13 protein-coding genes are annotated in these 12,352 nt (G+C 36.1%); 5 read left to right on the top strand and 8 right to left on the bottom strand.

Annotation, left to right across the window (positions count from 1 at the left end):
- The first annotated feature begins 13 nt into the window (after positions 1–13).
- On the top strand, positions 14–925 hold the full coding sequence (locus IPP61_18280; GenBank protein MBL0327081.1) for an OmpA family protein: 912 nt from the start codon (positions 14–16) through the stop codon (positions 923–925).
- Positions 926–972: 47 nt separating this feature from the next.
- Here the strand turns inward: IPP61_18280 and IPP61_18275 are convergent, their stop codons facing one another.
- The gene (locus IPP61_18275) at positions 973–1,728 is read right to left on the bottom strand and encodes a hypothetical protein (GenBank protein ID MBL0327080.1); all 756 of its coding nucleotides are present in this window, start codon (positions 1,726–1,728) and stop codon (positions 973–975) included.
- Positions 1,729–1,893: 165 nt separating this feature from the next.
- On the opposite strand from IPP61_18275, the gene trxA reads away from it, so the two are divergent.
- Positions 1,894–2,214, top strand: a complete 321-nt coding sequence (gene trxA / locus IPP61_18270; GenBank protein ID MBL0327079.1) for a thioredoxin — start codon at positions 1,894–1,896, stop codon at positions 2,212–2,214.
- Between the two features lie 50 nt (positions 2,215–2,264).
- Here the strand turns inward: trxA and IPP61_18265 are convergent, their stop codons facing one another.
- From IPP61_18265 to IPP61_18240, 6 genes are read right to left on the bottom strand one after another with little or no spacing between them, the layout of a single operon-like run.
- Complete coding sequence (locus tag IPP61_18265; GenBank protein MBL0327078.1) at positions 2,265–3,455, bottom strand: aspartate aminotransferase family protein; 1,191 nt, start codon at positions 3,453–3,455, stop codon at positions 2,265–2,267.
- Between the two features lie 6 nt (positions 3,456–3,461).
- Positions 3,462–4,661 (bottom strand): hypothetical protein, encoded by a 1,200-nt coding sequence (locus tag IPP61_18260; protein MBL0327077.1) that lies wholly within the window; start codon positions 4,659–4,661, stop codon positions 3,462–3,464.
- Positions 4,662–5,495 (bottom strand): GMP synthase, encoded by an 834-nt coding sequence (locus IPP61_18255; protein MBL0327076.1) that lies wholly within the window; start codon positions 5,493–5,495, stop codon positions 4,662–4,664.
- A 36-nt stretch (positions 5,496–5,531) separates the two neighbouring features.
- Complete coding sequence (locus IPP61_18250; protein ID MBL0327075.1) at positions 5,532–6,629, bottom strand: carboxylate-amine ligase; 1,098 nt, start codon at positions 6,627–6,629, stop codon at positions 5,532–5,534.
- A gap of 3 nt (positions 6,630–6,632) precedes the next feature.
- Positions 6,633–7,622, bottom strand: a complete 990-nt coding sequence (locus IPP61_18245; GenBank protein MBL0327074.1) for a hypothetical protein — start codon at positions 7,620–7,622, stop codon at positions 6,633–6,635.
- Positions 7,623–7,646: 24 nt separating this feature from the next.
- The gene (locus tag IPP61_18240; protein MBL0327073.1) at positions 7,647–8,357 is read right to left on the bottom strand and encodes an esterase; all 711 of its coding nucleotides are present in this window, start codon (positions 8,355–8,357) and stop codon (positions 7,647–7,649) included.
- Between the two features lie 101 nt (positions 8,358–8,458).
- Between IPP61_18240 and IPP61_18235 the strand changes: the two genes are divergently transcribed.
- On the top strand, positions 8,459–9,262 hold the full coding sequence (locus tag IPP61_18235) for an esterase family protein (GenBank protein MBL0327072.1): 804 nt from the start codon (positions 8,459–8,461) through the stop codon (positions 9,260–9,262).
- On the opposite strand, the gene IPP61_18230 is transcribed toward IPP61_18235, so the two are convergent.
- On the bottom strand, positions 9,259–10,284 hold the full coding sequence (locus IPP61_18230; GenBank protein MBL0327071.1) for an acyl-CoA reductase: 1,026 nt from the start codon (positions 10,282–10,284) through the stop codon (positions 9,259–9,261). The two genes, IPP61_18235 and IPP61_18230, sit on opposite strands and share 4 nt — an antisense overlap.
- 103 nt (positions 10,285–10,387) lie before the next feature.
- Here IPP61_18230 and IPP61_18225 point away from each other — a divergent pair, with 103 nt between their 5' ends.
- Together IPP61_18225 and IPP61_18220 are read left to right on the top strand one after the other, a co-directional pair.
- Complete coding sequence (locus tag IPP61_18225; protein ID MBL0327070.1) at positions 10,388–10,735, top strand: 4Fe-4S dicluster domain-containing protein; 348 nt, start codon at positions 10,388–10,390, stop codon at positions 10,733–10,735.
- A 424-nt stretch (positions 10,736–11,159) separates the two neighbouring features.
- Positions 11,160–12,320: a porin gene (locus tag IPP61_18220; GenBank protein ID MBL0327069.1), complete on the top strand. Its 1,161-nt coding sequence runs from the start codon at positions 11,160–11,162 to the stop codon at positions 12,318–12,320.
- Positions 12,321–12,352 lie beyond the last annotated feature (32 nt).

Raw genomic sequence — 12,352 nt, 5'->3', positions numbered from 1 at the left:
ACTATATTTCATTATGAATTTATCTAAAAAACTAATCTTGCTTTTCTCAGCTGGTGTTGTTTTTACATCATGCGTTTCCAAGAAAAAATTTGTTGGGCTTCAGTCTGAACTCACTGCTACCAAAGCCGATCTCGAAAGACGTGGCGAAATGGTTAATGATTTCAAAAACAAACTGGTAAGTTGCGAACAAGAAAAAGAAAAAATGGCTGCTGCTTCAAAAGCATCTCAGGAAGCTAAAGAGAGTCAAATGGCTGACTTGAGAGCTCAAATTGCTGATTTGCAGAAAGTTAGAGACACTCAAATGCAACAAGTAGGTGGATTGACAGTATTGAACCAATCAGCCAACGAAAACATAAATCGTACTTTGGCTCAGTTAGAGAAGAAAGACAAGTACATTACTCTTTTGCAAGCAGCCAAATCAAAAGCCGATTCTATGAACCTTGCCTTGGCGGTAAATCTTAAATCTTCATTGGCTGAAGGTCTTGATGATCAGGATGTTGAAGTTAAAGTTGATAAAACTGTCGTGATGGTCAACCTTTCTGATAAAATGTTGTTTACCAGTGGTAGCTACAAAATTTCTCCAAAAGCTTTCGGTGTTTTAGAAAAAGTTGCAAAAATGCTTCAGGCACGCCCTGACCTTGAAATGATGGTAGAAGGTTACACTGATAACGTTGCAATTAATACAGAGTGTTTGGATGACAACTGGGATCTTAGTGTAAAACGTGCAACAGCTGTGGTAAGAACTCTTCAAAAGAAATTTGGAGTTGATCCTAATAAACTGGTTGCTGCCGGCCGTGGAGAGTACAATGCCCTTACATCGAATGATACAGCTGAGGGTCGCTCAATAAATCGTAGAACCCGAATCATTTTGATGCCTAAACTGGATCAATTTTATGATTTGTTAAATCCTGATAATGTAAAATAATCTGGAATAAAGGATAAATAAAAAAGCCCGGCGAACCGGGCTTTTTTTTATGCAGTCAAAACACCGTCGACAATTTTTAACTTTAATTTTTCAAGTTCTTCAAAACTACCTTTTGCAGCAAGATCAGCTTGCATAGGCCAGGTTGAAGGATTTTGAAGTGCGTATCTCGGGCCTTCGTTTTTAAGAATATCCTCCAGTTTTTCTACCGATGAGGAAGCTAAAGATTTAAAGTCAGTAATCCCCGATTTTTTTAATACTTCTACTATTTTTGGCCCAATACCTTCGATTATTCTCAGGTTGTCATAAGAAAGTATTTTGTTTTCAACTTTGGCTGGTTCGGACTCAATCGGTATTTTTTCTTCTGATTTAATTTCCGCTTTAACCTTTTTTTCTTTTACCTTTTTATTAGAAATCTTTTTTGAATTCTCTTTTTTAAGTGCTTTTTTTTCTTCATCAAGATCTCCTCCGGAATAAAATTCTTCAACCACCTTGCCATCTTTCCACTTCCTGGTAATCAACTCATGCCAGCGTTGGGTTACGCCTTCCGAATTGGAAAAAACAAATGAAAATTTAGAGATGGAAGTGTCACCAAAAGCAAAATTTCCATGAAGTTTAATGTCATTTATGAGAGGAAATACCAGGAAGAAGTCATCCAGCATTTTTCTTTTTTCTGATTTTGAATGTGTTTTTCCTCCGGCTTCATCGTGAGTAAGGACATCGTCACTAAAAAATGTTTCAAAAGCCTCAATAATATGGCCTTTTTCAATCATTTTGTCTAGTTTTTCTAATAATTTCGTATCCATATTAAAAAGAATTTTAATAATAACTGACTGTAAATTTGGATATTAATTTGATAAATCCTGATATAAAGGCTATTTTTGTTTGATAAATTATTAGAAAATTTACGGAACTTATTTCGGAAAAACAATTGTTTAGCATTTATAATTTTAATTTTTTATACGACAATAATGGCAAATACAATAGAAGTAACAGATTCAAGTTTTGATGAGCTTATTAAATCTGAAAAACCCGTTTTGATTGATTTTTGGGCAGAATGGTGTGGTCCATGTAAAATGATTGGACCGGCTGTGGAAGAGTTGGCTGGAGAATACAAAGACAGGGCAATCGTGGGCAAAATGGATGTAGATATGCATGGTGTTGCTCCTTCAAAATTAGGAATCCGTTCTATCCCTACACTTATGATTTTCAAAAATGGGGAGATGGTAGATAAAATTGTGGGTGCTGTGCCAAAACACATTCTTTCTCAAAAGCTTGAAGCTGCTCTTTAAAATTTTGAATAAAAAAAGCCTTTCAGAATCACTGAAAGGCTTTTTTGCTTTTAGAGCATTTTGGTTTTTTCTTTCAACCACTCAATTTCCTCCCAGCTTATATTTAATGGCGGGGCTATCCGCATGGCGTTGTCACAATACAAAAACCAATCTGTAATTACTCCTAAATCAATCAGCCTGTCAATATTTTTTTTCAGAATTTCGAAATCATCCATTTGGGCGGCCATCATCATTCCTTTTCCCCGCACCTCTGATACACCTGAAATATTTTGGAAAATTTCTCTGATTTTTCCGGCTTTTTCGTCCATTTCAAAATAATCTATCTCATTCTGAATAACCTTTAAAGTAGCCAAAGATGCAGCACAGCTAACCGGATGCCCTCCAAAAGTAGTAATATGACCCAGGATTGGATTATCTTTTAATACTTGCATTATTTCATTGGGTGCCATAAAAGCCCCCACAGGCATTCCTCCGCCCATTCCTTTGGCCGAAAGCAGGATATCAGGAGCTATGCCATAATGTTCACTTGCCCAAAATTTCCCGGTTCTTCCAAAGCCTGTCTGAATCTCATCAAAAATCAAAAGCGTGCCAGTGGATTTGCACTTTTCGGCTAATAATTTTATAAACTCTTTCGAACTTTCCCTGATTCCTGACTCAGCCCCAATCAACTCAATTATTACTGCGGCGGAGTTTTTATTGATTTTTTCTATATCTGTCAAGTTATTTCTTTCAATTTTCCTAATCCCCGGCAAAAGTGGTCTGAATGCACGCTTAAAATGTTCCTCACCAATCGAAAGAGCCCCGTGAGTAGAGCCATGATAAGAATTATGACAGGAAATGATCTCCGGTTTCCCGGTGTATCTTTTAGCCAGTTTTAAAGCACCTTCTACCGCCTCTGTACCCGAATTGGTGAAGTAAACATTGTCAATTTTGTGTCCGTCTTTGGTGGAAAGATTTTGCAAAGTTTCGGTGAGGGCATGTGCCAATTGTACTTGAGGAGACTGAATATATTCCCCAAACACCATTTGATGTAAATATTTATCAGTCTGTTCTCTGATGGCAGCAACCACTTTAGGATGCCGGTGCCCTACATTGCTGACCGAAATGCCTGAAATCAGGTCAAGATATGGCTTACGTTTTTTATCAAACAAAAATGAGCCCTCGGCATATTCCAACTCCAAGGCCAATGGGAAATCAGATGTTTGAGCCAGGTTATTCAGGAAAAGAGTTCTGTTGTCCATTGATTATCAATTTGTTTCAAAAAATGCCGCACTGCCTCCAACCCAATCAAAATTTTTGTTAAAATCGACTCCTATCATTTTCCCTCTGCTCAGACGAGCTAAATTTGTTACCAATTTGGGGTTTTTTGCCCCATCAGGCCAAATGTATAACATCCTGACCTCACATTTTATTTTTTGTTGGTTAACATCCTCGATGCATGGTTCATAGGATATTTTTCTTTGCAGTAAATAGTTTTCAGGATCTTTAATTATCCTTAAATCGTCTGCGGTAACATCAATTTTTACCCCGGCACCTGCAAAGGAAAACAAAGGCTTCAAAACATAATTTTCCAAATCTTGCGGATATTGCTCAAAATCAGATAAGTATTTGCTTTCAGGAATATATTTTGAACGAAACAAAGGCATACTAAATTTTGAGACTCTGTAAAACCAATTAGGATGAGAAATCCAGGTAGCCGAGTGATCATTTAATAATTCCAATTGAGACAAAAGTTCGGGATAATTTCTTTCGATATCATCAAAAATCAGCCTGTTGTAAATTCGCTCAATGGCTATTTTATTGCCATCTTTCTCGTAATACAGGTCTTTTCCCGATTTTTTAATTTTAGAAATACAAACTGCCTCTATCCCCCAATACCTTTTAGTCAGCTCAAAATCAAGCCTTGTTTTTTGTTTTTCGGGATAAACTTCCAAAAGAATAACGTTCTTAGGATGCGTGCCATTCAATAAGAATTGTTGCATTTCCTGTTGGTAAGTCATCGTGTTGAGTCTGTTAAAAAACTCTGAATAACCTTTCTCAATATTAAAATGCTTTTTGTATTTCGAAGCCAGATAACTTTGATAGGCAAAAAGAGAAGGAAATCCTTGTAATTCAATTAATTGTGGCTCAAAAATACCCTCATCGTTTTTTGTAATTGCGAAATCTATCGCCAGACAATTGGGATTGGTATTTTCATTGTCGATTTTCCTTCCGGCAGGAATTGCCCTGTTGGTCTTAGCAATAAAATCATCCTTTTTTATAGCATCAATAATGTCACTGCATGTATTCAGAATTTTGATTTTCAGTTCTTTATCAATAAAAACCGGTGATTCTGCTATTCTGAAATCTAAAGCTCCCGGAAATTCTTTATTTATATCTTCAATAAGATTCTGATATTTTTCTTCTGAAAAGGAATCATTGAAATATTTCCTTGGTTCTGTTTTCACTTAATTTTTTAGTTCAGGTTCGAAAATTTCTGTAAATGCAGTTTCCAAAAACCTTGGAATTACGACCGATTCAGTAAACATAATTTTGTCGGGATCCTCCAGATGAGCAATCATTTCGTAGTATTTTTTCTCACCGTATGATTCAATTACCGCCTGTTTTTTTTCTTCAGTTTGAAAATAACGGTGCATTCCTTCTGCATCTGCTTCCGGATGAAACTGCGTACCGATAATTTCAGGTGTAAATCTTACTGCCATAATGGCTCTTTCCAAAGGAATATGAGGCCTTTCTTTTTCCAGGCATAAAATTTTAGCTCCCAATCTTTCAAAATTTTCCATGTTGGGTTGCAATGCCTGATAGTCTCTCGAATCTACCGCATGAAATGGGTTTTCAAGTCCTTCAAAAATATTTTCAAATTCTCCGTCCGGAGTTTTATGAACAGGCATTACTCCAAAAGAAGTTGATTTTCTTTTGTTGATTATTCCGAGATCAAAATGCTGAAATAATAATTGAAAAGAATGACAAATAGCTAACAAATGCCTGCTGTTTTCGGGATTCTGCAGGTTATGTGTTAGCAAATTATCAATGAATTCAAAATATTTTTGTTCCCAATCGGCCCCCTCAATTAATGGACTTCCAGGGCCTCCCGTTGAGATATATACCTCAAAATCAGTTGGTTGTGGTAGCGAGTGATTTGCCCTAACATCAAACACCTGAAATGATAATGGTAAATTATTTTTTTGCTGAAATTCCGAAATCAATGCCCTGATACACCTCATACCTTCGTTTGGGGCTCCGTTATACAAATCCAATATGCCTACTCTAAACACTTTCATATTTGTTGATGAGCTGCAAATTTCGGAAAAATTATCTTAAAGACCGAATCGGGTTTCAGTTACCATGTAATCTACCACAGCTTTCAGGTCATGGGTTTGTTCAAAAACTCTGAGTTGCCGATCGGCACCGGTGCCATTTTCAAGCATTTCATATACATAATTGACTTCATGTGTTGAGCCCAATTCTTCAGCAGTATCTTTGATAAAGTCCAGGAGTTCGTCCACCAATTCACGGTAGCTTACTTCTTTTTCTTTTCCAAAATCTATAAGCTTGGCATGAATACCGTATCTTGCTGCCCGCCACTTATTTTCGTTGATCAGGTGTTTTCTGTAGGTTCTGAAACTTAAGTTTTGTTCTCTAAGCTTCCATAATTTAGCCACCAAAGCCTGCATGATGGCCGTGAGACAGATGGTTTCATCTACTCTCAAAGGGACGTCGCAAATCCTGAATTCAATAGTGGGGAAAAATGGGTGTAGCCGCAAATCCCACCAGATTTTCTTTCCGTTGTCAATACAACCCGTTTTTATGAGCAAATTGAGGTAATCGTCGTATTCAGTGGCACTGTTGAAATGTTCCGGAATACCTGTTCTCGGAAACTTGTCGAATATTTTGGCACGATAACTATGAAAACCTGTGTTTCGACCGCACCAAAAAGGAGAATTTACTGAAAGAGCAAAAATATGTGGTAAAAAATACCTTGCCTCGTTCATGATTTCAATGGCAGCATTACGGTCGTCGATTCCTACATGCACATGAAGGCCAAAAATAAGGTTGCCTCTGGCCACATCACGCATTTCATCGATGAGTTTATTGTAACGGTCGTCCTCGGTGATGAGTTGAGTTTGCCAATCTGAAAAAGGGTGTGTACCGCCGGCCGCAACATGAAGGTTTTGTTTTTCAGCCAAATCCAGCAGCATTTTCCTGAGATAACTTACTTCTTCACGGGCTTGTACAATATTTTCACATATATTAGTACCCACCTCGACCACCGCCTGGTGCATTTCCTGCTTGATTCGCTCCTGCAATATCACCTTGCCACCCTCAACGATTTTTGACATATGTGATTTCAGCTCACGAGTTTCAGGGTCTATCGTCTGAAATTCTTCTTCGATTCCAAGTGTAAAAAGAGCCATAAATTAAGCTTTTTTGGTTGCTTTGGTTTTTGGTTTTACTGGGTTGGCTCCATTTTTTACAAATGTACCCCACGTGAGATTATTTCCTTCAGGGCTTAAGTTTTCAGCTTTTTCAATAGCCATCAAAGCCGCATGTTCAACCACCCATTCAAAATTCTCATGTCCTACCGAATTTACATCAGCATCTGGTGCCGGATTGCAAAAATCTATGGCGTAAGGAATACCGTCTCTCACAGCAAATTCTACTGTGTTGAAATCATATCCCAAGGCATGATTAAGTTTCAAAACATAATCAGTGATGGTAGCCATCAGCTTTTTATGAGCTTCACCCTGGGTTTTGGGTTGGGTTGCATATCTCAGATGGTGCGGGTTTCGGGGCTCATATGGCATAATATGAACATATTTTCCACCCAAACAGTAGCATCTGTAATAGTCTGTAAAGGTAATCTCTTCCTGAAGCATCATGACCAACTGACCGGTTTCGCTATGCTTTGCCCAAAGGTCATCCGGGTTTTCTACCCTGTAAACACTTTTCCATCCACCACCGGAATGTGGCTTCATGTAGGCAGGAAAACCCACTCGACTAAACATATATTGCCAGTCCAGAGGCATTCCCAGATTTCTGAATGATTGATCTGAGGTGTCCTCGGGGCGTTCTTTTGAAGGCAATAAAACAGTTTTTGGAACCGGAACACCAAGGTTTACTGCCAGACAATTGTTGAAAAATTTCTCATCGGCACTCCACCAAAAAGGATTATTGAGAACAGAAGTACCGCACATTGCGGCATTTTTGAGAAAGGCTCTGTAAAAAGGCACATCCTGTGAAATACGGTCTATGATTACGGAATAGTCTGTGCCCACACCTTGTTCCACTTTATCAATTAAAACGGGCTCTGCTATAATATTTTTTTTTCCTGTTTTTTGATTTACCCTATCGATAAATGCCCAGGGGAAAGTGTTTTCCATTCCAAAAAGTATTCCTATCTTTTTCATTATATGAGATTAATTATTAGATTTTTAATTGATTACACTATTTAAATATTCAGGAAACATCATATTCCAAAGTGGCCAGTCATGTGTGGCCCATTTTTTTTCATCATACCAATGGTTAATTCCTTTTTTTACCATAATTTGAGATAATCTGAGGGTTTCATTTCTGCAAATATCCCAGTCCGAGGTACCTAAAACTAATTTAATATGATTAAAAATCCAGCTTTCAGCGTTTGAAACAAATTCTACCGGATTGTTAAAATAAACATTTTGGTCATGGTACCCTTCCATAAAAGTACTAATATCGTAGGACCCGCTCATTCCAATTGCAAAATCGAATAGGTCAGGTTTTTTCAGTGCCAGATTTACAGCATGAAAAGCTCCGAAACTGCAACCGGCCAAACCTATTCTGTGCGTATTATTTTCTTTTTGGATTTCCGGAATAAGCTCATCAGTCAGGAAACGGGTATATAATTCATAATTATAAATCCTGTCATGGGGTGAAAGGTGCTTCCCATAAAAAGTTTCTGAGTCAAGTGAGCCAATATTATAAGTTTTGACTATTCCACCTTCGATATAACCTTGAATGCTGTTCAAAAGACCCATATCCCGATTTTGATAAGCATTTCCCATTGAAGTGGGAAACATCAAAATGGGTTTGCCCCAATGCCCCGAAACAAACAGGTCAAGGTTCCGTCCCAAAATATGAGAATAAAATTGTACGTGTCTTTCCTGCATTTGTGCTTAAATTTGCAAATTATTTAATCCGAACCTAATTCTAATAATTTTATTCTAAACAAAAAACCTTTTAAGGCATTTTTGTTAATTTTTTGTAAAAAATGGTATCTAATTCTCCAGTAAAGGTTTTACGAAACAATAAAATCAACTCTGTTTTTTTAAAAAGAGATGTGATTTTTGACCTCATTCTCCCGGCTGTTTTGGATTTAAATCAGAAATATCCGGTATTATATATGAACGACGGTCAGGATTATGACCAATTGGGAATTGAAGAAATCCTCATTGATTTTTATAAGAAAACTAACAAAAACCTTATTTATGTAGGTATTCACACCAACGAATTTAGGTTAAGAGAATATGGTACTTCTTACATTCCGGATTACAAGGGTAGGGGTGATCTCGCAACAAATTATATGCAATTTATGATATCGGAAATGGTGCCGCATATTGTCAAAAAGTTTCCAGCTTATGATTTGCCCACACAAAATACCTATTGCGGGTTTTCATTGGGAGGCTTGTCAGCTCTGGACATTTGCTGGGAAAATCCACATGTGTTTTCTAAAATTGGCGTTTTTAGTGGTTCCTTTTGGTGGCGTGACAAAAGTTATGAAGAAGGCTATACAGATGATCAGGACCGTATCATGCATAATAAAATCAGGAATTCGGAACATAAAAACGGTTTGAAGTTTTGGTTTGAATGTGGTACAAATGACGAAAAAGCCGATAGGAATAACAACGGAATCATTGACGCCATAGAAGATACCCTTGATCTTATCAAAGAGTTAAAATTGAAAGGTTACTCAGAAAATGACATAAAATATGTGGAAGTAGAAGGTGGCGAGCATAACTTCAATACCTGGAAAAAAGTATTTCCGCGGTTTTTGGAATGGTCACAGGGTTTTTAAACAGATTTTAGAAATTCTATAACATCCACATTGTCAGCGTATTCTTCTAGTTTTGGGCATTGCGATTGCCCAAGTTTCACAGTTTCAATGGGTAGTTCCAAATCGGTAACAATTACCTGGATTTCGTTTAGGTTTGAACTTAGTGTTGAGTTTAAATTTTCTAAATTCTCATAATATTCAAAATACAAAACTGAAATCGGGGAAGAAAATGATGCATCTTCTTTCAACAACAGAAATCCATTATCAAGATGCTCCTGCATGTTTACAAGATAAATTGACTTCATGTAGTCGTAATTATTATTGTATTTTGAATGTAACAAAATACCATTCCAATATTCTATAGATTCAAAAAATGTCTTGAAGTCATAGTTTTTTGGAACATATAATTTTGAAACATTTCGGCAACCCAGGCCAAAGTATGAAAAGATGTCACCTGCTAAATCAGCCAGTTGAACTCTGGATTCATTTCCTGAAAGAACCGCAACAGAATTCCGGTTTTTTCTAATTATGTTTGGTCTCTTAGAAAAATAAAATTCAAAATATCTTGAAGTATTCCCGCTACCAGTGGCAATATAGGCATCGGCATCATTTAGTTTGTCCTGAAAAACAAGATATTCTGATATCCGGCTGTCAATTTTGAATAAAGTATTATAAATAAAATTAAGCAGTACTTCATCCTGACTGCTGGGTTTAACCAGGGCTATATGTCCGGCCAATATTACCTGAATAATATCCTGAAAGCCCACCAATGGCAGATTTCCGGCAGTGATAATACCAATTTTTTTTGAAAAAACCGGTGAAAAATAATCTTTTGGGTATCCGTTTGTGAAAGCACTTATTTTGTCATGATCTAAAAATTGGCTTATGATATTTTTCAGAGATTGCTCAATATTGTCTAGCGTAAACCACGGATTTTTTGATTTTGCCAAATAAAAAGTTTCGGATAACTCACTTCTTTTTATACTATTTTCCAAAATTTCGCCAAGTTTAGAAAATAGTACTATTCTTTCTTCTAGTTTCATTTTTTTTATAAATAATTACCCATAAACGTATTTAGCTACAAAAATACTAAGGCTTTAAAACTTTGAATAATTATATTTGTTATTTAAATAAAAAACAGGTCAAATGGCGATAATAATAACAGATGAATGTATAAACTGCGGAGCTTGCGAGCCTGAGTGCCCCAACACAGCAATATATGAAGGTGGTATAGAATGGACTTACGCAGGTGGAACAAAACTTACCGAAGTGGACTTTGGTGACGGTAATATCATTAAGGCCAATGCTCCAATGAAACCCGTAAGTGATGAGTTCTATTATATTGTAAGTGATAAATGTACTGAGTGTACCGGTTTTCATGAAGAACCACAATGTGCCGCAGTTTGTCCGGTAGATTGCTGTGTTCCTGACCCTGACAATGTAGAAGATGCTGACACACTAATGGCGAAAAAAGCCTGGTTACACGCAGAATAAAGAAATATATTTTCTAATTAATATTAAGCAGCTCTTTTAGGGCTGCTTTTTTTGTTTTTAATATCTGGAAAAATATAAAAATTGTTTTAAATCTTACCCTCATTTGATGATATCCCCATTGTAAAATTTAAAGCCTGCATTGAACATTTTTTTATTATTATCAAAATTTTAATTTTAAAGTAAAATCAAATTAATCAGAATATAATTTTAATAAATTATACAAATGCAAAATATATTGTAAGGTTAATAAAATATGCCAAAAATTAAGAATAAGGTAAAAAATATATTAATATTTCAAGAAAGTATATATTTTTTCAAAAAATATTGTAAAATATTAACCTCTAAATTTGATTTGGATAAAAAAAACGTACAGGTTTGTCAAAAATATAACATACCAATTATTTAATTTAAACCAAAGAAAATTATGAAAAGAGTATTTTTTACATTTTTAGGAGCAAGTATCTCATTGGCGGCCCTTGCAACTGAAGATCCGACAAAACCCAATAAAACTGAGAAAAAAGTTGAAAAGACAGAAGAAGTAAAAGTTGTAGTAGAAGAACCCAAAAATCCATTGAGTTTTAGTGGTTATGTTGATACTTATTATTTTGCAAACTTCAATGGCGTTCAGTCAAATCTTGGAGCATCAGGTTTTGAAAGAATTTTTGATCAAAAGGCTAATAATTTTCAAGTTGGTTTAGCTCAATTTAAAACTACCTACACTACTGATAAAGTAACTGGGGTAATTGATTTAACCTTTGGAAATCATGGTGACCTTGGTAATTACGGGAATACCATGAGTCCACTTGGCGAAGGAATTGGAACAACTGGTTTAGCCATCAAACAAGCTTATATTTCATGGAAAATGGGATCTAAAGCAACTCTTACCGGTGGTCAATACGGTACCAATGTGGGTTATGAAGTGATTGATGCACCTGTAAACTTCAACTATTCATTATCTAATCTATTTGGTAATGGTCCATTTTATCACACAGGAATCAAATTGGATATTGCTGCTACTGACAAACTTGGATTGATGGTGGGTTTGGTAAACGGACTTGACAGCAAGGACGACAATAACAAATCTAAAGGAATTCAGGCTCAGATTTCAATTAAGCCAATCGATAAATGGTCAGTTTATCTTAACTATTTTGGCTCAGATGAAGGTGGCGAAAAGAAAGACATGTATTCTTGGTTTGATTTGACTACCTCTATGCAAGCCACAGATAAATTATTGGTGGGCTTGAATGCGGCTTATGGTAAAAACTCAATCGGTTCATGGGCTGGTGCAGCTTTGTATCTTAATGGTAGTGTATCTGAGAAATTCTCTTTAGGTACCAGAATTGAATATTTTGATAACAGCAAAGGAGGAATCTATTTGGTTGATGAAAACGGAGATGGTGTATCAACTACAGGTATTACACTAACAGGTAGTTATAAAGTTTCTGATAACCTGATGTTTAAGCCTGAATATAGATTTGATTCTTACAAAAACGAGAAAGGAACTTCTCAATTATTTGATAAAGATGGAAAATTGACCAAAAAATCTCAATCAACATTGGGTGCTGCATTGATTTTCTATTTCTGAAATAAACTATAATTTTTTACATCTAAATTTTA

The sequence above is a fragment of the Cytophagaceae bacterium genome, assembly GCA_016722655.1.
GTDB lineage: Bacteria > Bacteroidota > Bacteroidia > Cytophagales > Spirosomataceae > Leadbetterella.
The sequence above is the reverse complement of the archived record's forward strand: the minus strand, read 5'-3'. Positions and strand labels throughout refer to the sequence as shown.

Coding starts and splice junctions, on each gene's coding strand:
- IPP61_18280 (MBL0327081.1), top strand. CDS start 14: ATGAATTTATCTAAAAAACTAATCTTGCTTTTCTCAGCTGGTGTTGTT.
- IPP61_18275 (MBL0327080.1), bottom strand. CDS start 1,728: ATGGATACGAAATTATTAGAAAAACTAGACAAAATGATTGAAAAAGGC.
- trxA (MBL0327079.1), top strand. CDS start 1,894: ATGGCAAATACAATAGAAGTAACAGATTCAAGTTTTGATGAGCTTATT.
- IPP61_18265 (MBL0327078.1), bottom strand. CDS start 3,455: ATGGACAACAGAACTCTTTTCCTGAATAACCTGGCTCAAACATCTGAT.
- IPP61_18255 (MBL0327076.1), bottom strand. CDS start 5,495: ATGAAAGTGTTTAGAGTAGGCATATTGGATTTGTATAACGGAGCCCCA.
- IPP61_18250 (MBL0327075.1), bottom strand. CDS start 6,629: ATGGCTCTTTTTACACTTGGAATCGAAGAAGAATTTCAGACGATAGAC.
- IPP61_18245 (MBL0327074.1), bottom strand. CDS start 7,622: ATGAAAAAGATAGGAATACTTTTTGGAATGGAAAACACTTTCCCCTGG.
- IPP61_18240 (MBL0327073.1), bottom strand. CDS start 8,357: ATGCAGGAAAGACACGTACAATTTTATTCTCATATTTTGGGACGGAAC.
- IPP61_18235 (MBL0327072.1), top strand. CDS start 8,459: ATGGTATCTAATTCTCCAGTAAAGGTTTTACGAAACAATAAAATCAAC.
- IPP61_18230 (MBL0327071.1), bottom strand. CDS start 10,284: ATGAAACTAGAAGAAAGAATAGTACTATTTTCTAAACTTGGCGAAATT.
- IPP61_18225 (MBL0327070.1), top strand. CDS start 10,388: ATGGCGATAATAATAACAGATGAATGTATAAACTGCGGAGCTTGCGAG.
- IPP61_18220 (MBL0327069.1), top strand. CDS start 11,160: ATGAAAAGAGTATTTTTTACATTTTTAGGAGCAAGTATCTCATTGGCG.